Annotated in this window: 19 protein-coding genes; 6 read left to right on the forward strand and 13 right to left on the reverse strand. The window is 68.2% G+C overall.

The annotated features are described in order from the left end of the window. Window positions 1–108: 108 nt before the first annotated feature. Window positions 109–954 carry a trehalose-phosphatase gene (gene otsB, locus AB0L25_RS04345; RefSeq protein ID WP_500168512.1) on the reverse strand — a complete coding sequence of 282 codons (846 nt, stop codon included), beginning with the start codon at window positions 952–954 and terminating at the stop codon, window positions 109–111. 19 nt (window positions 955–973) lie between these two features. Continuing rightward, window positions 974–1,219 (reverse strand): DUF3263 domain-containing protein, encoded by a 246-nt coding sequence (locus AB0L25_RS04350; protein ID WP_500168894.1) that lies wholly within the window; start codon window positions 1,217–1,219, stop codon window positions 974–976. Between the two features lie 629 nt (window positions 1,220–1,848). Between AB0L25_RS04350 and AB0L25_RS04355 the strand changes: the two genes are divergently transcribed. Next, complete coding sequence (locus AB0L25_RS04355; RefSeq protein ID WP_500168514.1) at window positions 1,849–2,457, forward strand: MarR family winged helix-turn-helix transcriptional regulator; 609 nt, start codon at window positions 1,849–1,851, stop codon at window positions 2,455–2,457. A gap of 3 nt (window positions 2,458–2,460) precedes the next feature. On the opposite strand, the gene AB0L25_RS04360 is transcribed toward AB0L25_RS04355, so the two are convergent. The 4 genes from AB0L25_RS04360 to AB0L25_RS04375 all read right to left on the reverse strand — a co-directional run bounded on the left by AB0L25_RS04360 (window position 2,461) and on the right by AB0L25_RS04375 (window position 7,374). Then, window positions 2,461–2,769, reverse strand: a complete 309-nt coding sequence (locus AB0L25_RS04360; RefSeq protein WP_500168516.1) for an SHOCT domain-containing protein — start codon at window positions 2,767–2,769, stop codon at window positions 2,461–2,463. A 157-nt stretch (window positions 2,770–2,926) separates the two neighbouring features. Further along, a complete protein-coding gene (locus tag AB0L25_RS04365; protein ID WP_500168517.1) occupies window positions 2,927–4,993 on the reverse strand; it encodes a S8 family peptidase in 2,067 nt (688 codons plus the stop codon). A gap of 189 nt (window positions 4,994–5,182) precedes the next feature. Beyond that, window positions 5,183–6,841, reverse strand: a complete 1,659-nt coding sequence (locus AB0L25_RS04370) for a monocarboxylic acid transporter (RefSeq protein ID WP_500168519.1) — start codon at window positions 6,839–6,841, stop codon at window positions 5,183–5,185. Then, window positions 6,838–7,374 (reverse strand): DUF485 domain-containing protein, encoded by a 537-nt coding sequence (locus AB0L25_RS04375; RefSeq protein WP_500168521.1) that lies wholly within the window; start codon window positions 7,372–7,374, stop codon window positions 6,838–6,840. The genes AB0L25_RS04370 and AB0L25_RS04375 overlap by 4 nt, the downstream gene beginning before the upstream one ends. Before the next feature lie 251 nt (window positions 7,375–7,625). Between AB0L25_RS04375 and AB0L25_RS04380 the strand changes: the two genes are divergently transcribed. The 4 genes from AB0L25_RS04380 to AB0L25_RS04395 all read left to right on the forward strand — a co-directional run bounded on the left by AB0L25_RS04380 (window position 7,626) and on the right by AB0L25_RS04395 (window position 11,426). After that, window positions 7,626–8,270, forward strand: coding sequence for a TetR/AcrR family transcriptional regulator (locus AB0L25_RS04380; protein ID WP_500168523.1), 645 nt, complete (start codon window positions 7,626–7,628; stop codon window positions 8,268–8,270). Between the two features lie 152 nt (window positions 8,271–8,422). Further along, entirely contained in the window at window positions 8,423–9,316 is an 894-nt protein-coding gene (locus tag AB0L25_RS04385; protein WP_500168525.1) for an ABC transporter ATP-binding protein, read from the forward strand. Beyond that, window positions 9,313–10,896, forward strand: coding sequence for an ABC transporter permease (locus AB0L25_RS04390; protein ID WP_500168526.1), 1,584 nt, complete (start codon window positions 9,313–9,315; stop codon window positions 10,894–10,896). Before AB0L25_RS04385 ends, AB0L25_RS04390 begins: the two co-directional genes overlap by 4 nt. Window positions 10,897–10,946: 50 nt before the next feature. Further along, window positions 10,947–11,426, forward strand: a complete 480-nt coding sequence (locus AB0L25_RS04395) for an NUDIX hydrolase (RefSeq protein WP_500168528.1) — start codon at window positions 10,947–10,949, stop codon at window positions 11,424–11,426. Here AB0L25_RS04395 and AB0L25_RS04400 read toward each other — a convergent pair. From AB0L25_RS04400 to AB0L25_RS04430, 7 genes are all read right to left on the reverse strand, one after another. Beyond that, the gene (locus AB0L25_RS04400) at window positions 11,380–11,937 is read right to left on the reverse strand and encodes a GNAT family N-acetyltransferase (RefSeq protein ID WP_500168896.1); all 558 of its coding nucleotides are present in this window, start codon (window positions 11,935–11,937) and stop codon (window positions 11,380–11,382) included. The two genes, AB0L25_RS04395 and AB0L25_RS04400, sit on opposite strands and share 47 nt — an antisense overlap. An 84-nt stretch (window positions 11,938–12,021) precedes the next feature. Next, window positions 12,022–12,384 carry a hypothetical protein gene (locus AB0L25_RS04405; protein WP_500168529.1) on the reverse strand — a complete coding sequence of 121 codons (363 nt, stop codon included), beginning with the start codon at window positions 12,382–12,384 and terminating at the stop codon, window positions 12,022–12,024. Window positions 12,385–12,825: 441 nt separating this feature from the next. Continuing rightward, on the reverse strand, window positions 12,826–13,194 hold the full coding sequence (locus AB0L25_RS04410; RefSeq protein ID WP_500168531.1) for a hypothetical protein: 369 nt from the start codon (window positions 13,192–13,194) through the stop codon (window positions 12,826–12,828). A gap of 439 nt (window positions 13,195–13,633) precedes the next feature. After that, complete coding sequence (locus AB0L25_RS04415; RefSeq protein WP_500168533.1) at window positions 13,634–14,272, reverse strand: DUF4259 domain-containing protein; 639 nt, start codon at window positions 14,270–14,272, stop codon at window positions 13,634–13,636. 954 nt (window positions 14,273–15,226) lie between these two features. Then, window positions 15,227–16,360: an HNH endonuclease gene (locus AB0L25_RS04420; protein ID WP_500168535.1), complete on the reverse strand. Its 1,134-nt coding sequence runs from the start codon at window positions 16,358–16,360 to the stop codon at window positions 15,227–15,229. A gap of 246 nt (window positions 16,361–16,606) precedes the next feature. Further along, a complete protein-coding gene (locus AB0L25_RS04425) occupies window positions 16,607–18,868 on the reverse strand; it encodes a protein kinase domain-containing protein (protein WP_500168537.1) in 2,262 nt (753 codons plus the stop codon). 205 nt (window positions 18,869–19,073) lie between these two features. Beyond that, on the reverse strand, window positions 19,074–20,009 hold the full coding sequence (locus AB0L25_RS04430; RefSeq protein WP_500168539.1) for an AAA family ATPase: 936 nt from the start codon (window positions 20,007–20,009) through the stop codon (window positions 19,074–19,076). Window positions 20,010–20,103: 94 nt separating this feature from the next. Here AB0L25_RS04430 and AB0L25_RS04435 point away from each other — a divergent pair, with 94 nt between their 5' ends. After that, the gene (locus AB0L25_RS04435) at window positions 20,104–20,391 is read left to right on the forward strand and encodes a hypothetical protein (protein ID WP_500168541.1); all 288 of its coding nucleotides are present in this window, start codon (window positions 20,104–20,106) and stop codon (window positions 20,389–20,391) included. Window positions 20,392–20,978: the final 587 nt, after the last annotated feature.

A 20,978-nucleotide genomic window follows, 5' to 3' on the forward strand; every position in this document is an offset into this window, starting at 1 on the left:
GATGGACGTAGAGTGCGGTCAGAAGGGCGTCCAGGTTTGTCTTCACACACTGATCATGGGCGCCCTTCGCCATGCCCGCGGCCGGTTCAGCAAACCCCCATCAACGATCTAGGCCGGATCGTCCAGGAGGGCGTCGAGGAGATCGATCACGCCGGACGGGCCGTCCACGACGACGTCGGCGCGTTCGGCGAGCTCCGTGACCTCGTTCGACGCGCTGCACACCGTCACGCCGGGCACGCCCTCCGCGCGCAGCGCCTCGACGGCGTCGAAGGCCGCGAGGTCGCCCAGGTCGTCGCCCGCGAACAGGACCGCCGACGGACGCTCGCCGCGCTCGGTCACGAACGCGCGGAGCGCGACGCCCTTGTCCATGCCGGGCGGCCGCAGTTCGAGGACGAACCGGCCGGGCTCGAGCGCGAGGCCCGTCCGTTCGGCGAGGGCCGCGATGATGCCGCGGAGCCGTTCGAGCGCCACCTCGGGTTCGGCGCAGCGCCGCGTGTGGACGACGAGCGCGTGCTGCTTGTCCTCGACGAACGTCCCGGGGGGCGCCCCGGCCGCCGCGAGGACGCCGGGGAGCTTCGCGCGCGCCTCGGCGACGCCCGGGAGCGGCTCGGGGGTCGCCAGTTCGCCCGACTCCCACCGTTCCATCCCGTACTGCCCGAGGACGACGAGGCCGTCGATTCCGGCGAATCCGCCGTACTCGACCGCGATCGCCGCCGGACGTCCGGTGATGATCGCGACCGCGCCGGCGCGGGCGGCGAGCCGGGCCAGCGTGCCGGCGGCGCGCGGTTCGGCGCGGGCCTCGGCGGGGTCGGCGACGATCGGGGCGAGCGTGCCGTCGAAGTCGAAGGCGAGGACGGCCCGTCCCGGGGTGCGCCGGATCGCGTCGATCCCCTCGGCGCCGGCGGGCGTCACGGGACGGTCGTCGAGTCGTTTCGCAGAGCGGGGAGTAGTCACGCGGACCAGTGTCGCCGGGTCAGGGCCGGATGCCGAGGCGGCGCGCGGCGCGCTTGCGTTGCCGCTGCGACCGCATCCGGCGCAGCCGCTTGACCAGCATCGGGTCGCACTCGAGCGCCTCGGGCCGGTCGATCAGGATGTTCAGCAGCTGGTAGTACCGGGTCGCCGACATGTCGAACAGCTCGCGGATGGCCTGCTCCTTGGCGCCCGCGTACTTCCACCAGCGCCGTTCGAAGGCGAGGATCTGGCGGTCGCGCTCGGACAGGCCCCCGGACGGGAACGCGGCGTCGTCGTCCGCGAGGGCGCCGGGCTCGGGGTCGTCGGCGGGCGGCCCGTCGACCTTCGCCTCGGCGGCGCCCGTCTCCGGCTCGGCCGCGTCGTCCGGCTCGGCCGTCCCGGTCCGCTCGCGTTCCGGGGCCCGGGGCCCGGGCACGGCGGCCTCCGGGGCGCCGGACGTCCCGGACGTCCCGGGCTCGGGGGCGCGGGGGCGGGGGACGCCCGCGTCCGCTTCGGGGGAAGCGGCTTCGTGGTCGTCGGTCACGGGTCGCCGGGGGGCGCCTTCGTCCATGCTCACGTCCAGTCGGAGGGCGTCACGGGGGGTGTCTGCCGCCGACATGAGATCCCCTCTGTGGTCACTGATCCCGGGTCGTCCGGTTCGGCAGGGTGCCATGGTACGCGCCCGGGCGGACGGCCACCGGCGGTTCGCGGGGAACGGGACGCCGCCGTTTCAGTGCATCACAACCCCGCTCACCTGGAGATCTTCATTTGCCCCGTGTCCCGGAACCGTACTGCGGCCCCAGTGGAAACACCCGGCGAGATAAGCCTCATATAAAGATCGTGTGCACGGTACACCGGTTAGGGTTGAGGTACGCCGACCGAACGGGAGACACCTGCATGGCGACGGAGACCAGCGCAACCGAACGGCCCGCCGAGTCGTCCGAACGCGACGTCCCCGACGAGACCCTGTCCGAGATCGCGACCGCGCTGTTCCACCTGCGGCGCGTCTGGGCCAAGCCGGACCTGATGAAGCGGGTCCGCGCGCAGACCGCCGCGGGACCGGACGGGCGCCCCCTGCAGCTGTCGAACCTGATGGTCGTCCAGGCCGTCGCCGCGCTCCTCGCCGCCGCGGACGGCGCGGACGACGACGGCGACGCCCCCGAGATCACCGTCGGGGCCGTCGCGGAACGGCTGGAGGTCGACCCGTCGACCGCGAGCCGGCTGGTCGGGCACGCCATCGACGCCGGCCTGGTGTCGCGGCGCCCGTCCCCCGTCGACGCGCGCCGCGCCAACCTCGGGCTGACCGACGCCGGCACCCGCGTCAAGCAGGTCGCCGACCGCTTCCGCCGCACGTACTTCGAGGAACTGATGTCCGGCTGGACGAACCGGGAGCGCGCCGAGTTCGCGCGGCTGATCACCCGGTTCGCCGACGCGGCCGCCGCCCGGGAACCCCTGTACCCGGACGGCGGCGTCGGACGGATCTTCGAAGAGGCCGGCGCGGACTGACCGTCACGCGTCGGCGCGCAGCGCCGACATGCGCGTCAGGTACTCGTCCTCGTCGATCTCGCCGCGCGCGAACCGCTCGGCGAGGATCGACCGCGCCTGGCTCAGCGGGTCGCCGCCGCCGGTCGTCCCGGCCCCGTGGGACTTGCCGCCGCCGGTCAGGTGCCGGCGGATGAAGTAGAACCCGGTCGCCAGCACGGCGAGCCAGAACAGCCCGAACATGACGGGGAACACGGGCCAGAACGCGGGCGCGTCCCCGCCGTCGCCCCACCCGCCGGGGTGCATCTGCGTCGCGAGCGTCGTCCACATGGTCATCGACCTCCTGTTTCATCGGATGGTTCGATGCTCGGCGACGGGTTCGGGGGGCGTCATCGCCCGCCCGGAGACTCCCGCCCTACGCCCGCCGGAGTACCGCGCGGGGCGGGGACGTGCGCCCCGCGGCGCGCGCTCGTCCGGGCGGGGCGGCGGCGGCTCACCACCAGGGCGGCCGGTACTCCTCTTCCTCGCCCGGCGTCCCCTCGCCCCGCCCGGCCGGGGCGTCCGGCGCGGGGCCCGCGCCGTCCTGCGGGGACTCGCCCGGCGCCGCGGGCGGCCGGACCGGCTCGGGGCTCCCCGCGGGCTGCGGCGTCGGGACGGGCGGGCGCGGCGCGGCGTCGAGCATGCCGGTGCCCTCGAGGGCGCTCCGCCGGAACCGTTCCCACGCCTCGTCGTCGAAGATCGGGATCTCGCCGGTCGCGGGGTTCGCGTCGCTCCCGCCGGTCGCGCCCGCGCCGTTCGCGCCGTTCGCGGGCGTCCCGTTCGTGCCCCCGCGCGCGGCGCCGTCCAGGACGTTCGCGTCGCTCCCGAAGTCGTGGCCGTTCGCCCCCGGGGGCGCGTCCTGGCCCGCCGGAACACCGGACGGCGGCGAGGGCGGGGCCGGGGACGGGCGCGGCTCGAACCGCACCGTCGGCGGTGCGGCGGCCGGCGGCCGCCCGCCCGGCGCCACCGGATGGGGCTCGAACCGCACCGGCCCGCCGGGGTCGGCGTATCCGGGCGGCGGCTGCACCTGGTTGTTCTGCCACAGCGGCGCGTTGACCGGGGCCATCGGCGGCCCGCCGTCCCCCGCCGGCGGCACCCCGGCGGGCGGCCGGGCCGGGGTGCGCGGCACCGGCTCGGGAGGCGGTCCGGGCAGCCCGTACTCGGGCATCGTCTCCCCGTCGTCGTCCTCGTGCCGCCCGCGCTGCCGCCAGCCGAGCGCCACCCCCAGCAGGAGCAGCGCCCCGCCGCCGCCGAGGACGAGCGGCAGCAGCAGGCCCGTGCCCTCGTCCTCCGGTTCGGCGAGCGGTTCGGGCGTCGGCGTCGGGGTGGGCGTCTGGACGGGGCCGGTCGACACCTTGTTCAGGGCGTGCGCGGCGAGGAGCGTGCGGACGGCGTCCACGGTCCCCGGGCAGCCGGCGAACCCGGTCGGGTGGCCCGCGCGGGCGGGCGAACCCTCGACGAGCGCGCGCCGCACCTCGTCCGGCGTCAGCTTCGGGTACCGGGCGCGGACGAGCGCGGCGACGCCCGCGACGATCGCCGACGACGCGCTCGTGCCCGTCCCGACGACGTAGCCCTTGCCGTTGTCGGCGCTGACGATGTCGACGCCGGGGGCGCACACGGACACGTGCGAGTGCCGGTTGCTGTCCTCCCACAGGCGCAGGTACCGGTCGAGGGCGCCCACCGCGATGACGCCCGGGTAGGCGGCGGGGAAGTTCTTCCGGTTCGCGGTGGAACCGTCGTTTCCGGCGGACGCGATCAGCACCACGCCCCGGTTCAGCGCGTACCGGATCGCGCTCGCCTGCGCCGGGGTGCCGTTGTAGTACTGCTGGCCGCCGCCGAGCGACATATTGATGATGTCGGCGCCGTGGTCGACGGCGTACCGGATGCCCTGCGCGATGGCATCGCCGTCCCCGGCCTGCCGCCGGTGCTCGCGCCGCAGCGGGTCGTCGTTCTCCAGCGTCACCCGGATCGACAGGACGCGGCTCTGCGGCGCGACCCCCATGATCCCCTCGGAGTTGCCGCGCCCGTGCCCGTGACCGGCGATGATGCTGGCCATCGAGGTGCCGTGCAGGCCCCAGTAGCGGGTGCCGGGGGGCCGCCCGCCGCCGGTCAGGTCGGGCCCGTTCACGACGCTGCCGACGAGGTCGGGGTGGTTCGCGTCGACACCGGTGTCGAGGACGGCGACGGTGACGTCCTGGCCCGTGGACCACTTCCACGCCCGCTCAGCGCGGACCGTCTCCAGGTGCCACTCGCGGGCGCGGATCTGGTCGGCGGCGGCGATCGGCGCACCGGCGGCGGCGCCGCGGACGGGACGGGGCGTGCGGTCCGGGCCGTCGGGCGCCATCGCGATCGGGACGGCCGCGGCGGCCGCGAGCGTCACGACGGTGAGGGCGGCGGTCGTCCGCGCCGAGCGCGGGACCGGACGCCGGGCCGGGCGCGGCGCGGGGCGCGGGAACGGGGTCCGGAGGGGGCGCAGGGCCGGACGAGCACGCCGGGAACGGTGCCGACCGGCTTGGGACACCCTGCCGCACCTCCTCCCGGTGTCGACCGTGCTCCACGGCGAGCCACATTCTGCCACGGGATCATCACGCGGCCCGGGCACACGGCACATTAAGGCACGCTCCGGGCGGTGCGGAACGTCCCGCCCGCGATGCCCCGCTGTGGGCTTCGCCTCACCGGCCGGACACGGCCACGCCCGGCCCCGGCGGCGTCAGTGCGAACCGGCCCCCGTGAGGGCCCGCACCGACAGGTCGTCGTAGCGCAGCGGGTCGGCCTTCTCGCGGGCGAGGAACGTCCCGGCGACCGCGCACGCGAACCCGATCGGGACCGACACGATCCCCGGGTTCTCCAGCGGGAACAGGTGGAAGTCGACGCCCGCGGGGAACAGCGACAGGCTCCGCCCGGTCACCGGGTCGGTCTTCCCCGACACGACCGGCGAGAAGAACACCAGCACCAGCGAGCTGCCGAGGCCGCCGTAGATCCCGGCGACCGCGCCCGTCGAGTTGAACCGCCGCCAGAACAGCGACAGGACGATCGCGGGAAGGTTCGCCGACGCCGCGATCGCGAACGCCAGCGCCACCAGGAACGCCACGTTCAGGTTGCGCGCGACGACGGCCAGGACGATCGCGAGCGCGCCCACCAGGAACGCCGCGACCCGCGCCACCGCGACCTCCTGCGACTCGCGCGGGCGCCCGAACATCAGCACCTGGCCGAAGTAGTCGTGCGCCAGCGACGTCGACGACGCCAGCACCAGGCCCGACACCACCGCGAGAATCGTCGCGAACGCGACCGCGCCGGTGAACGCGAGCAGCACGTCCCCGCCGACCGGCCCGGCGACGTGCGCGCCGACCGCGTGCGCGAGCTGCAGCGCCGCGGTGTTGCCCGACGGGTCCTGGGCGACGATCTCCTCCCGTCCGACCAGCGCCGCCGCGCCGAACCCGAGCGCGAGCGTCATCAGGTAGAACGCGCCGACGAGCCCGATCGACCAGGACACGGACGTGCGCGCGGCGCGGGCGTCCGGCACGGTGAAGAACCGGGTGACGATGTGCGGCAGGCCGACCGTGCCGAGGACGAGCGCGAGCGCGAGGCTGAAGAAGTCGAGCTTGCCGACGATCGTCCGGTAGGCGTCGCCCTCGACGTCCGGCCCGTAGTGCAGCCCGGGGCTCAGGAACGCGTCGCCGCGGCCGCTCGCGTCGGCCGCCGACCCGAGCATCGCGCTCGGGTCGAACCCGAACCGGCTCAGCACCAGCACCGTCAGGACGACCGTCCCGCCCATCAGCAGCACGGCCTTGACGATCTGCACCCAGGTCGTGCCCTTCATCCCGCCGAACATGACGTAGCAGATCATCAGCAGGCCGACCACGACGATCGTGACCGTCTCGGCGACACCGGCCGACATCCCCAGGAACCGCTCACCCGGGTGCACACCCAGCAGCATCGACACGAGCGCCCCGGCCCCGACCATCTGGGCGAGCAGGTAGAACACCGACACCGTGACCGTCGAGACGACCGCCGCGCGCCGCACCGGCGGCTGCCGCCGGACCCGCTGCGCGAGGACGTCCGCGAGCGTGAAGCGTCCGGCGTTGCGCATCGCCCCGACCAGCAGGAGCGCGAGCAGCCACGCCACGAGGAACCCGATCGAGTACAGGAACCCGTCATATCCGGACAGCGCGATGAGCCCCGCGATGCCGAGGAACGACGCCGCCGACATGTAGTCGCCCGCGAGCGCCATCCCGTTCTGGGGGCCGGAGAACTTCCGGCCGCCCGCGTAGAAGTCGTCCGCCCCCCGCGTGTTGGCGCGGGCCCACACCGTGATCCCGAGGGTGATCAGGACGAAGACGACGAACACCCCGAAGGCCAGTTCCGTCACCGCGCCTCTCCCATCCGGACGTCCCAGCGTCCGTCCGACGCGCGCGGCGCGACCGGCGCGGCGGGCCTCGGCATGCCGGCCGCCGCCGGACGCCCCGGCGGTGCGGGACGCGCGGGCGGCACGGGCCCCGGGGGCACGTCGCGGCCGAACGCCGCGGGCGCGGCGGCGTCCGGCGGGCCGTCGGCCTCGGCGCGCAGCTCGTCCGCGAGCGGGTCGAGGCGCCGCCGCGCGTAGGCGGCGAACGCCGCGGCCAGCGCGAACGTCGACACGAACTGCAGCACCCCGAGCAGCATCGCGACGTTGACGTTCCCGGCCACCGGCCGCGCCATGAACCCGCGCGCGAACGCCGCCAGCGCGACGTACAGGAAGTACCACCCCAGAAAGCCCACCGCCCCGACGGCGACCGCCCGGCGGAACCTGCGGTCCAGCCGCCGGAACCGCTCGTCCCCCGCGACCGCCGCGTACCGCCCCGGAGGGACCCTTCTGCCCCGTTCCGCCCCCCGGCGTCCCGTCGCGTCCGTTCCCCCGACCATCCGGCCCCCTATCCGCGACATGACTCTATGTATCGATTTGGCGACTCCATGAGACCAAAGGACCAAGATCGGTGATGCGCTATTGACGAGAATCAGAACAATCTCTTGCACATCCCCCGGCCACCGCCACCGGGTGAGCCGCCGCTCGCCAAAACGCCGTTAAAACGACCCCGCACGCCTTGCCGAGCCCTCTGTACGCACGTACAGTGTACAAACGTACAGGTTGCTGAACAGGCGTATGGGGGCGCAGGGTGGACGAGCAGCGGGAGCCGGAAGACCTGACGACGCGCGCGCGGATCAGGGACGCGGCGATGCTGCAGTTCGCCAAGCTCGGCGAGAAGGGCGCCACGATCCGCGGGATCGCGAAGGCCGCCGGGGTCTCGCCCGCGCTCGTCCAGCACCACTTCAAGAACAAGGCCGCGCTCCGCGAAGCCTGCGACGCCCACGCCATCGACGCGATCCGCCGCGTCAAGGAAGAAGCGCTGTCCGGCGGCATGTCGAACCCGAACTTCCTGACGATCGCGATGCAGACGGCCTTGCCCGTCCAGCAGTACATGGCGCGCGCGCTGGTGGAAGACTCCGACGCCGCGCGCGCGCTGTTCGAGGACGCGGTGCAGTTCAGCGAGGACATCCTGTCGCGAGGCTCCTCGGGCATGCGCAAGCCCACCACCGACGACCTGCACGCGTACGCCGCCGTGATCACCGCGATGAACTTCGGCCTCGTCGTCCTGAACGGGCACCTCTCCCGCGCGCTGGGCACCGACATCCTCACCCCCGAGGGCTACCCCCGCCTCGCGATGGCGCTCATGGACATCCACACCGACAACCTCATCACCCCGGAACTCGAGGAGCAGACCCGCGAGGTCCTGCGGAAGATGCGGGGTCCCGATGCCTGACGCCCCGCGGCTGTCGACCAGCACCGCCGCCGCCCGCAAGGCCGACTCCGACCCGCCCCCGCACCGCGCCTCCGCCCCGACACCGCACCGCCTCGCCTGACCGCGGGGGCGGCGGCCGGTGTGCCCTCGAACCCCCGAAACAAGGAGAACCGGTGGCAACGAACCCTGTCCAGGTGTCCGGCCTGGTGAAGACCTTCGGACGGACGCGCGCGCTCGACGGGCTGGACCTCGACGTCCGTCCCGGCGAGGTGCACGGCTTCCTCGGCCCGAACGGGGCCGGGAAGTCCACCACCATCCGCGTCCTGCTCGGCCTGCTGCGCGCCGACGCCGGCACCGTCCGGCTCCTCGGCGGCGACCCGTGGCGGGACGCGACCGAACTGCACCGCCACCTCGCGTACGTCCCCGGCGACGTCACGCTGTGGCCGAACCTGTCCGGCGGCGAGGTCATCGACCTGCTCGGCCGGATGCGCGGCGGCCTCGACAAGGCCCGGCGCGCCGAACTCCTCGACCGCTTCGAGCTCGACCCCCGCAAGAAGGGCCGCACCTACTCGAAGGGCAACCGGCAGAAGGTCGGCCTCGTCGCCGCCCTCTCCTCCGACGCCGAACTCCTCATCCTGGACGAACCCACCTCGGGCCTCGACCCGCTGATGGAGGAGGTCTTCCAGGAGTGCGTCCGCGAGGAGCGCGACAAGGGCCGCACCGTCCTGCTGTCCAGCCACATCCTCTCCGAGGTCGAGGCGCTCTGCGACCGCGTGACGATCATCCGCAAGGGCGCCGCCGTCGAGACCGGCACCCTCGCCGACCTGCGCCACCTCACCCGCACGTCCATCGACGCCGACCTCGCCGCCCCGCCCGACGGCCTCTCCCGCCTCCCCGGCGTCCACGACCTGCGCGTCGACGGCGCGCGCGTCCGCTGCGAGGTCGACACCGACCGGCTCGACGACGTCCTCAAGCACCTCACGTCCGCCGGCGTGCGGAGCCTCACCAGCCGCCCGCCCACGCTCGAAGAGCTGTTCCTGCGCCACTACAAGGAGGCCGCGGCATGACCGCGCTCGTCGGCACCGGCGGCATGATCCGCCTCATCCTCCGCCGCGACCGCGTCCTGCTCCCCCTCTGGGTGCTGATCGTCTCGGTCCTCCCGGCGAACTTCGTCGCGACGTTCCAGGGCCTCTACCCCACCGCCGCCGACCGCCTCGGCTACGCGAACACCAGCGGGACGAACCCGACGTTCCTCGCGATGTACGGCCCCCTGTACGACACGAGCGTCGGCGGACTCGTCACCCAGCGGTCCGGGTTCATCCCCATCGCCCTCGGGCTGATCTCCGCGCTCGTCGTCATCCGGCACACCCGCGTCGAAGAAGAGGCGGGACGGCGCGAACTGCTCGGCTCCACGGTCGTCGGCCGCCAGGCCGCCCTCGCCGCCGCGCTCATCGTCACCACCGCCGCCAACCTCGCCGTCGCACTGCTCACGACCGCCACGGTCGCCGCGCAGGACCAGCCCCTCGCGGGCTCCCTCGCGCTCGGCATGCAGATGGCCGCGGGCGGCATCGTCTTCGCCGCCGTCGCCGGCGTCACCGCCCAGTTCTCCGAGAGCGCCGGCGCCGCCCGCGGCACCGCGATGGCCGCCCTCGGCGCCGCGTTCGTCCTCCGGATGGCCGCCGACACCGGCGGCGAGGGCAACTCCCTCTCCTGGCTCGGCTGGCTGACGCCCCTCGGCTGGGCCCAGCGCATGCGCCCCTTCGGCGACGAACGCTGGTGGCTGCTCGTCCCGACCCTCGCCCTCGCTCTCGCCCTCACCGCCGCCGCGTGGCGCCTGTCGACCCACCGCGACGTCGCCGCCGGCATCCTCCCCCCGCGCCCCGGCCCCGCCGAGGCGTCCCCCCGCCTGAGCGGCCCGTTCGGACTCGGGTGGCGCCTGCAGAGCCGTCCGTTCTACGGCTGGCTCGCGGGCTTCGCCGTCCTCGGGCTCGTCTTCGGCGGCGTCGCGGGCGGGATGAACGACCTGATCAAGGACAATCCCGATCTCGAAGAGATCATCGCCGACCTCGGCGGCGCCTCCACCATCACCGACGCCTACTTCGCGATGGTCATGAACATGCTCGGGCTCCTCGCCGCGGGCTACGCCGTCTCCGCGACCCTCAAGCTCCGCGCGGAGGAATCCGCCCTCCGCGCCGAACCCCTCCTCGCCACCCCGACCGGCCGGCTGCGCTGGGCGTCCAGCCACCTCCTGTTCGCCCTCGTCGGCCCCATCGCCGGCCTCGTCACGGGCGCCCTCCTCGCCGGACTCGTCCACGACCCCGGCGAACTCCCCGCCCTCCTGACCGCCGCACTCGCCCAGCTCCCCGCCGTCTGGCTCATCGCCGCGATCACCCTCGCGCTCTTCGGGCTCGTCCCCCGCCTGACGTCCGCGAGCTGGGCCGCCGTGGCCGTCGCGACCCTCGTCACCCTCATCGGCCCGATGCTCGACGTGGGCCAGTGGGCCCTCGACATCTCCCCCTTCACCCACATCCCCAAGCTCCCCGGCGCCGACGCCACCGCGACCCCGTTCGTCTGGCTCCTGGCCATAACAGCGGCCCTCACCGCCACCGGCCTGACCGCCTTCCGCCGCCGAGACCTCTCCAGCTGAACCCCGCAGGGGCCGGACGTCCGTCCGGCCCCTGCGGGCATCCTGCAACCATGCAGACCCGACTCCGCGTAGCCGCCTACGTGATCAGACACAATCCCGGCCCCGAACTGCTCGTCTTCGACCACGTCGGCATGCCGGAAGCCGGTACCCAGATCCCCGCGGGCGGCGTCCGTCCCGGCGAGGGCTCAGAGCAAGCCGTCCTGCGCGAGGTCCTAGAAGAAACCGGCCTCCGCACGACCCTGCTCAACCCCATCGCCGTGGACACGAAGCCCCACCCCACCACCAACCAACCGCGCCGAACCACCTACTTCCACCTCCAGGCCCCCGCCACCACCCCCAACGCCTGGACCCACAAGGTGAACGGCACCGGAACCGACACCGGCCTAACCTTCGCCTGCCACTTCCTCCCGCTCCCCCTAGAACAACCCCTGGCAGACACCCAAGACGCATGGCTAGCCCACATCAACCCCCAATGGGCCACCCCTAACGCCCAGGCAACGTCGAATGCGGAGCCGCAAGCCCACGATTAACAATCGCCCACCTCTCATGGTCACGCCACGCCCCATCAATGAACAACAACTCAGGCGAGTACCCCTCATAACGAAACCCAACACGCCGGGCCAACCTCAAAGAAGCATGGTTACCCGGCTGTATCTGAGCCTCAAGCCGATGAAGCCGTAACCACTCAAAGGCATACCGCACCACCAACCCAACCCCCTCAGCCATACACCCCCGCCCAGCCGCAGGAGCAAAAACAGCGTAAGCAACCGCCCCAGATTGCAACCTACCCCGAATAACACTATTAATATTGACGACACCAACAATGTCCCCACCACCACGCAGACACACCACCAGCGCCTCTTCCTCACCCTGCCCGTAACGAGCAAGATAATCCCGAAACTGCTCCGAGCTCGACGGCAGAGAAACCCAAGGCTCATGCAGTTCCGCACTACCCCTAACCAGATCGAGAAACTCCGCTTCATCACCACCGACCAGGCAACGCAAGGTCACCCGACGAGAGTCCTCCGGCTGCCCGGCCATGAAGGCATCGATACCTGAGTCATTCACGCACGAAACAGTACATCGCGCCACACACCCGCCCCCATCACCCCGCCCAGACAGGCGTCACCGAACGCCCTGACGCGACCATCCCCGGTACTCGTCGACAAGCCGAAAGAACCGCTCGAGCGGCGGTTCGCCTTCCGCATGATCCTCGATCGCAGCGGCCCACCCAAGCACCAACGACCAGCCATACCGCTGCCCCAACCAGTCGGAGAAGGGCCCTCTGGGCCCGAACGCGAACCCCTCATCGACCTCATGGACCATGAGCGCGATGCCATACCCGCACAGAAGAATCTCCAACTCGCGCAACGAATGCCCGCGAATCCACATTCCCGGCCGCGCCCGGACCTGCTCAAGCAACCCATAGACGTCCCCCCACTCCTCAACCGGATGAACCTTCGGTCGAGCCCTCCCCGCATCATCCATGCCCACACCCTAATCAAAACCGCAGCACCCCAAAGCCACACCACAACGAACGACAGCCCTACCCGGAGACATCCAGGCCCGCAAAACACTCGCCCGCCCTAGTTCCACGGCTCCGAATCGGGATCCTCACCTAGGGCGAGGGCAGCCGCACGACACAACTCCTCACCGAACGCCTGGTTGCTGCCATAACTTGATCCCCAAGCGTCAGTCGCAGCTTGAGCGACCGCTCTCCAAGTCAGTTCTCGACCCACCCGCCAGTACCGAATCCGCTGGGCTCGATCGAGCGTCACATCAGCCGGGTCAATAAAAGCATAGTAGCGCGCCATAACCACAACCTACTTACCGTCGCCATACGACTCATACCCGAGGAACTCACCAAACTCGCCGGCGAGCCACCTAGGAGGCCCCCAGCACCCGCCATGGTCCAGCGACCTCTCGTAATCAATCTCCAAGCCGCGAGGTGGGAAGGCGCTGGTACCGGTAGACCGCGTAGGCCCTGTGGCCGTTGATGTGGCTGAGCGAGTGCAGGCATAGCTCCATGCCGTGCGGCGCGATGACGCCGAGATATTCGACCATCCCCGCCTCGGACGTCGCATCGAACGACAGAACGTTGCCCTCCACCGAGTACGGACCCCGGGACGCGTAGGGATGCTCGGGGAGAAGCCAGGAGGCCACCGACACGACGGTTTCCTCCAACGGCAGATCATGCTCGACGGAAGCGGCCATGCCCTCGCCTGTGGGGAAGAAGCGCAGGAACGAGGTGTACGTCTGGCCTTGCTCGGCATACAGGCCATCGAAGCGGAGCCGCACGTGATTCCTCCGGGGGTCGGACATATCTTCTAACACACGCACGGGTATGGCATTCGTACACGACCACCAGACTCCACCCACCGAACTTCCAGTCTGCCGTCGTCACCCCAAGGGAAACGGGTCAGGCACTGATGGCGGAGCTCCTCACGGAAGAACGGCCTTCCCTCCCTGACCCTGGCCCGCTCGGCTCGCCTGGGACGTCGACGAACGCGGAGATCAGGGTTTCCACATCAACCGTCAACGACCTGAGCATGTGGGCCTCCTTCCTGGAGCCGGAGTGCCCCCGCCTGTGGCGCCTCCGTACGGCGCTCGTCCCACACCCGCCGAGATCATCCGCCCCTAACGGTCACGAAGACGGGAGCAGCCCGACCGTCCGGACGACCGTCCCGTCAGCGTTGAACGTCCAGCTCCCGGCGATCAGGCACAGCACAGCGACGCCCTAAGCCCACACGCCAACCCGGACGGGCCTTCGCGAAGGAGCAAAACGCTGCGCCAGACCGCTTCGCATGGGACTACCCGCCTGGTCCGCTGGACCGGTGGCTACGCTCGTGGCGTTCGCACGGGAGGCCGGATGAGTGAGAACTAACAAGAGTGCGTTAGCAGACGCGACGTCCCGAGACGGTGCTTCGCGCTTCCGCGGCGTCGTCCCTGACTGTCGGAACAACCGATTCTGCATCGGCTCCCCAACCGCACGAAGCACCCGCAGAACAGGCGCTAACTTCTGCCACACCTGATCGTAGCCGCCCATTTCGGTCCAGTTCTCATAGAGGTCGCTACCAGGGGAATGCGCCCGCTCAATCGCCACCGCGGCATCGGCGGCCAAGTCCTCCAGCAGAGTAGTGGGCAACGTGGCCGACCACGGCTCGTCCTCAGGATGCGGCATCATGCCCGCTAGCAACGAAGCAGCCACCACCGCCTTCGTAGCCTCCACATAGCCAATGTGGCCGGATTCCCTCGACACTCGCAAGATCGCAGCCTTCATGCGCTCGCCGCGCACTTTCGAACTACAGGTGTCCAGTTGATCGAAGAAGTCCATGGCCGTGTCCTCATCGAACGGCCCCTTACCCCAAGTGCTCACGGCTACATGATCACAGCACGCGGGGACAATCTGGCCGTTGACGGGGCCTGGGGTCGCTTGGGCACAGACCTTAACCGGTCCGGAGGGTACTCCCGCGCGAACGGTGCTCAACCCCCTAAGGGCGTTTCACGCGGGAGTATCCTCCGGACCGCGGGATCCAGGGGGCGGCGTAACCCCCTTGATAAGCGCACGCTCGATCACGTCCGCGTTACCGGATGAGGTACGCGATTTCTCTCGCCGGGGCGGGCGGCCACCCGGCGACGCGGAGCGGCGCCCTTGAAGACGTAAAGAAGGTTCTCATCCGGTGTTCTGGGGCGTGGGTTCGCTGGGCAGGGGGCTGACTTCGGCCGGCTTAGGGGCGTGGGCGACGGCTCGGTGCAGGTGGACGTCGGTGGGACGTGCGCCGGTTCGAGGTCGGCGGGTCCGGTGCTGGCATGGTTGCCGCGGGCTTTCGCACGTCCTTGGGGGAACGTTCGCGGCACGCTTGTGTGATTGTTGCCGGGGGTGTGGGGACGGGCGCGGGGGGTGTGGTGGTGGTGCCTGGGTGTGGAAAGGGAGAGCCCCCTTCGGGTGGGAAGGGGGCGCTCGGGGTGGAGCCGGCGAGGGGACTTGAACCCCTAACCTTCTGTTTACAAGCAAGATCAGGACCGTCCAGGCACGTCCCCACAAGTCCCCCACCTGCACGGCAACCGCCCCGGCCGTCCACACTTGTCCAAGATCATCCAACCCCGTTGTTAGCACCAGCGTTAGCAGACGCACCGCCCCGGAGGGTGCTCCCGCGCGAACGGCATCAGCCACAGCCGGGCGTCTCGCGCGGGAGTACCCTCCGGCCCGCGGGGGTCCAGGGGGCGGCGTAGCCCCCTGGTAAGCGCACGCTCAATCGACTGGCCTGATACCACCGACCGTCCGCTTTCAGGTGTTGCTAAACCCAGCTATTTACGAAGGTCGCAATGGTTATTCCACAGAAACGATGCGTCCGGCTACTTCACCAACCTCGCCAAGGCGGTAGGGAACATGCGCGTCACTCAGAATCCGATTTACTCGCCAGCGGTAAAGTTTCCGGCCAATGACGGTTGCGAAGTCCCAGTAATGCATGCCGCAATTTTGATACGAATGATATTCAGCTGCGCGCGGTCGAGAGACCAAGTCGTGAAATACTTCCATCAAACCGAAGAAAGTATCCTGATCCCAACTATCCGGAACCAGCGGCCATGCATTCGAAACGCCAATCCTGCGCTCGATTTCGGCAGATCGATCAACGTACGGTGCGTCTTCATCGTCCACGCACCCATTGGGAAAAGCTTGCTCAAGATAGCCGCTCTGCGAGAACTCCTGGATTAGGTTGGCCCATTCACGGCAAGCCTTAAGATAGTCAGGTTCAGTCGTTTCAAGCGAGCCACTGCTTGGCTGCTTCCAGTACGCGCGAGGTGTGCTTTGCAGCGGTATTTCGTGAACCCGAACCACGAGTTCCCGCACGAAAGCGTCCGGCGTCAGGTCGGTAGTCTCCCTATTGCCAAAACCCCTAGCAGTGTCAAGTTGCTCGAAATCTGCCGCTACGTTTCCATCTCTGAAGGCCTCCCTAAGTAGTTGGCTTATCGCTATAGTGTCAGGTCGCGATCGCTGGCTGCCGCCCATAATTCGAACTGCTTCTTCTGCGAAGAGATGGGCGGGCCAGACTAGTTCATAGTCTCCGAGTTCCACTCTATTCGAGTTGAGTATCTCCTCGAAGAGGGAAGTTGCGGTGATGGATGTACCTGTATTGGAGTCAGACACTGTAGGATCTGACCTGCTGGCAGGCGCGGTAGCTTGCGTGAGCATCTTGCTCACTTGCTGCTGCAGCTGCCGATTCTGCTGTTTATATATGAGCATTGATTGTCGATCAATTTCGCCCTTGTCGTAACGCGTATGACATGTGGGGCATAGTGCAATCAGATTATCGGGTTTGTGTTCACGCACCTTGGCCCAAGCGTCTATATGGGCGAGCTCTACTGGGTGGGCACGGCACGTTGGAATAGAGCAACGGTGTCCCGCTTCGACGAGGATGGCACGGACCATTGGCCGAGGAATGTCAGGACGCGAGTCGGGCATACACGTAATGGTACAAGAGGCTAGCGCCTCTGCCCAGGCTCGCAGAGCTGTAGGATGGCCGGCTCCGTTGCGGTGACCGCTTAGAGGTATCCCTCCGGAGGGGCTCCCGCGCAAACGACATGAACCACAGAAGGTGTATTGCGCGGGAGTGTCCTCCGCCTGCGGGAGTTCAAGGGGCTAGAAGGCCCCCGGTAAGCGCACCCTTGATCATTTTTGGTCTACTCTGGTAGTTGCGCTTCTTGCTTCTTAGGCCCTAATAGAACCCGAGGCGAGGCTACTTGTCACATTACGCAGTGCCTCACAAAGCTTCAGCGCGTCACTGCGCGTCATTGCCTTTGGGTGCCACTCCAAGAAGAATTCAAACTCACCCCGTTGACCCGGATGACGCAACGCACCGTACGTTTCCCTATAGGGAGCGATGGCGGTGTCGATCCAACGGTTGCGAACCGTGCGCATCTTTTCGTTGGACATGTTTTCAAGAGCGACCCGTTGAGTTGGCTTGAAGTGCAGGTACAAATATTTTCTTGCGCCCGCCTTGCTTGATGTCTCGTCTCTCCACTGGGGTGCTATTTCCCAGCTTCCCGCCGCGTTTGCAAAGGAGGTGATTTCGCCCTGGGGTGGGTGACCCATCATCTGGTAGAAGACTTCTTCCAGATAGCGCTGGGTGGTAATGGTGCCATCTTGGTCAGTGTGGCTAAGGTCTTGGTTTACACGACCAAGGCCCTCGATGATGTCGGTGAAGTCCTGTATACGGTCTCCCGGCGAAAAATGCACACAATCGCGATAGAGATCTATTACCGCCCTGGCGGCACCGACAGGACACGATTGCGCCAATGTTCGATTGAGGCGCTCAACGTTACTTTCGATGTTGATTGGTTCTGGATCGCGATTCACGAAACAGAAGTACATCAACTGACCGAATGAGTAGACGTCGAGGGCAGGGGTTCTGCTTCTGGCTGCCTTCGGATTGAAGGCAACATACTGCTCAGGGGCCGCGTAATACACCACGCCCATTGCAGTCTTGGTTGCTTTTTGTGTCTGGGTGCTAAACCAGGCCAAGTCGAAGTCTGTCAGGTAAGGACTATAAACTCCATCCTCGCCGTATTCGCAGACGATGTTTTCTGGCTTGATGTCTCGATGAATGACATCGTGCAGATGGGCGTGATGTATCGCCTCAGCGCACTTCAAGAGCAGAACCACAATATCGCGATGTTCCAAGAACCGTCCAATGGCGAGGTCTCGCAGATTTTCGCCATCAACATAGTCCATTACAAACCCTGGCGGGCAGTCGCTATAATCATACACGTTAACTATGCGTGGATGATTAAGCATGCGCATAGCGTCGTAGCCGTTTCGAAAGCGCTTGACCTTCTCGCGGTCCGACAACTCATTGGCGTGATAGAGTTTGTAAGCTAGTTTCCTGTTGTCGGCGGTTTTCAAGCGCCAGACTTTGCCGAAGCCACCAGCGCCTATCTGACCGTCCAGTTGTCCCCACCGCGTGTGGGTCCCCGGCTCCACGACACCCAGTTCGCTCTGATAGCGAAGTAGCGTAGCCTTGCAGTTTCTAAAGGCATCTCTCTGGGACATGCCTTGGATTTTTTCTTTGCTGGCAAACCAGGCGCTGATGCTTTCCAGTGTTCGGCAAGCCGTCGCATATGCTTCTGTTCGCCAAACATCGGTGTCCGCAGAACGAAGCCGATTATACCGATTGAGGTGATCGCGAGCTTCACCTTCGATGAGCTCATACTCTTCTTCAGGTTTAGGGGGCGAAAGCACTGGAGTAAATCCAGTGCCCAAGATTACTCTGCCGCGCACGCGGCCGCCGAAGACGGGCTCCTGTCGGAGTCCGTCTGTTGAGGCCATGTCACGGGAGACTACGTCGTAGAGACTATGAACTGTAACGTCTCCGACGTGATCGGCCGCATAGCCAAGGAGAGCGTTTAGCAGATGATGAGTAAAAACGCCGTGGCCTAGATTAGAGCTTTCTATAGCCTTCTGCTCTGGCGCGCATGCTGCAATGACAACAGCTGACGGGTCGGACTGGCGAACTACTGCTTGGACATCAGAGTTGGATATCTGTCGCGAAGATAGAGCATTTGGCCCTGTGCTTGCGGCGAAGCCGGAGTGGCAGCAATCCAGAATGATTATGACTTGTGTTGACGATTCGTCTGGAGGCTCGGCAACGCTGAGAAGCGTTGCCAGATTTATACCCTCATCGAATTCTTGGTTGTCGTGGGTGACCAAGAAAGAGCCGATCTCATCAACAACGCCGTGTCCGGCAAAATAAAATAGGATACTCTCGGCACCGGAGCTTTTGACTTCCAGCAGCCACCTTAGAATCGCCGACTTGGTGACTTGCTCATTAAGGAGAAGGTCGACATGAAAGCCGTATTCTTTGAAGGCCAGGGCCTCGGCGACTTCTTCAGCGTCATTGACGCAATTTTTCAGTGCAGGCCAACGGCCCTCGTACGAACTGACTCCAGCTACGAGCGCAAGCTTACGGCCCACTGTGTCACCTCTCACACTTAAGTACCTAGGACGAGATTACTGTCTCCAACAAGAGCCCGCTGGTTGTTGCGGCGCCGGGATCGGCCGGAAGAGGCCGCATGCCCGGCGCCGCAACAACCAGCGCGGCGGGTCGCGAAGCGGGCCCGCCCCTTGAAGACGTAGAGAAAGTTCTCATCCGGCCCTATGGTCTCTGTGGTCTCGCTGGTCACGGGGCTAGCTTCGCCAGGGCTCGGCGCGTTTGGTCTGCGAGGCTGACGGCTGCGCCTAGGCGGTTGTCGATGGTGAGGTGTGCGGCCTCGGGCGGGTCCTCGGTGTTGAGGGTGCTGGCGTACTCGTCCCAGTGGGCCAGCTTCCAGCCGTCGCGTGGGGCGTCGCGGAGCTCGATGTACTCGTGCATCGTGTCTAGGTCGCTGTGCACCCAGATGGCGGTGACGTCGACGCCCTTGCCTTGGCATCGATGGGTGAGGCGGGGCAGCCATGACGGGTTGCTGAGTTCGGTGATGAAGGGGGCGGCGAGAATGATCGACACGCCGGTCTCGATGTTGCTGTGGGCGACCTGCATGAGGGACTGGTACTCGTGCGGTCGTACCTCGGACCGGTAGAGGTCGGTGTGACGGTCGTGCCGGTCGGCTCCGAGCGAGATCAGTAGCCGCTCGGTCATGCGGCGGGTCAGTGCGTCCTTGTCGAGCAATGCCCATCCGGACAGGTCCGACAGGAAGCGGGCAAACTCGGTCTTGCCCGATCCGGCGTAGCCGCCCACCAGGACGAGCACGGGGTTGGCTCCGGCGTTGGCGACCGCTCGGCCGTGCCACGCGTTCGCCAGGCGGGTCTTGAGGGCGTCGCCTCCGGGGAAGAACACGCCGAGGTCGAACGGGGTTCCGCTGGCCGTGGTGGTGTCTCGTCCGTGGGTGTGGGCGGCCATGCGCTCAAGGACGGTGAGCGGGATGTTGTGCGCGCGGGCGAGGTAGGGCAACCAGTCGTCGGGTATGCGCATCCCGCGTTCCCAGCGGGATACCTCGTGCCGGGTGAGGGTGTCGGTGCCGGCGAGGTCGCACAGCTCGGCCGCCAGGGCGCGTTGGCTGCGGCTGCCGCGTAGGCGGGCCAGGTATGCGCCGAACTCTCGTCGTCTCTCGGTGGTCATCCTCGGCCACCTCCCGCGTTCAAGTCTGGCCCCCTGCTGGCCCCCTGTCAGGCTCCTTTGCGAATCCGCGGGCGACGGGATGGTGGCGGGGCGGTTGAGCACGCGCCGCGCCTCGTACGCCGATCATGAGGACACCCCGGTGATGGAAATGCACGCGCTTTCGGAAGAGTCCGCGCTCGTCCGGCTCCGTGAGGAGTTCGGCGGGCATCGCATCTGGCGGTCTCGGCGGCCGGATGGGACGCCGGGCCTGTGGGTTGCGACGCTGCATGACCGGTCGGCGGGCGTCGACGCGACGGTTCTGCGGCCGGACCTGGACGCGTTGCGTGAGGCGCTGGTGGACGAGCGGGATCGTGCGGCCCGGATGGTTCGGAGGGCTTGGTGATGGCGTCTCCCTCGTCGCCGTCACCGGGTGAGGTCGCGTGGTCGGTGCTTTTCCCCTCGGACGCACCGGCCACGCGGCCGGTCGCCACCTGGCGCGCTCGGCGTCCGCTGCGTCGGCTCGCGCGTGCGTTGCGGGCCGCAGGGTGGTGCGCCGAGTTGCGGGACGGCGGGCGGCCGGTGCTGCTGCGGGTCTACTCGCCGGAGGTGCGGTGCCTGGGCGACAGCATCACAGTCGTGGCCGGTCCGGGCGGGCGCTGGTTCCAGTCGAGTACGGGTCGGCTGCTGGCGCCCTGCGGGCGGGTCGATGATGCGGTCTCGGCGGCCGGTGCGGTGCTGACGCCGATCGTTCGGGCGGCGCTGGGGGCTGACGCATGAGCGGGGCGGCGTCCATCGAGCGGGTGGCCGCAGGAAAGATCCGGGACGCCTACGGCGTGCCGTGCTGGTGGGGTGAGGCCACGCGGGCGTTCTGGGCGATGGTCCCGGCGGACGGTCGCCTGCGGCTGGTCGAGGCGCTGTCGGTACGGGAGATGGTCACGGCGATCACGCATCCGGGCGGCTGGCCGTGGCCCCACGAGCGGACCGCGCGGC

The sequence above is a fragment of the Spirillospora sp. NPDC052242 genome (assembly GCF_040679555.1).
Lineage (GTDB): Bacteria > Actinomycetota > Actinomycetes > Streptosporangiales > Streptosporangiaceae > Spirillospora.

Excerpts from the sequence above, each read along its gene's own strand:
- AB0L25_RS04375 (WP_500168521.1), bottom strand. The coding sequence starts at position 7,374 with ATGGTCGGGGGAACGGACGCGACGGGACGCCGGGGGGCGGAACGGGGC.
- AB0L25_RS04400 (WP_500168896.1), bottom strand. The coding sequence starts at position 11,937 with ATGGCCGGGCAGCCGGAGGACTCTCGTCGGGTGACCTTGCGTTGCCTG.
- AB0L25_RS04360 (WP_500168516.1), bottom strand. The coding sequence starts at position 2,769 with ATGACCATGTGGACGACGCTCGCGACGCAGATGCACCCCGGCGGGTGG.
- AB0L25_RS04390 (WP_500168526.1), top strand. The coding sequence starts at position 9,313 with ATGACCGCGCTCGTCGGCACCGGCGGCATGATCCGCCTCATCCTCCGC.
- AB0L25_RS04420 (WP_500168535.1), bottom strand. The coding sequence starts at position 16,360 with ATGCCCGACTCGCGTCCTGACATTCCTCGGCCAATGGTCCGTGCCATC.
- AB0L25_RS04395 (WP_500168528.1), top strand. The coding sequence starts at position 10,947 with ATGCAGACCCGACTCCGCGTAGCCGCCTACGTGATCAGACACAATCCC.
- AB0L25_RS04430 (WP_500168539.1), bottom strand. The coding sequence starts at position 20,009 with ATGACCACCGAGAGACGACGAGAGTTCGGCGCATACCTGGCCCGCCTA.
- AB0L25_RS04355 (WP_500168514.1), top strand. The coding sequence starts at position 1,849 with ATGGCGACGGAGACCAGCGCAACCGAACGGCCCGCCGAGTCGTCCGAA.
- AB0L25_RS04405 (WP_500168529.1), bottom strand. The coding sequence starts at position 12,384 with ATGGATGATGCGGGGAGGGCTCGACCGAAGGTTCATCCGGTTGAGGAG.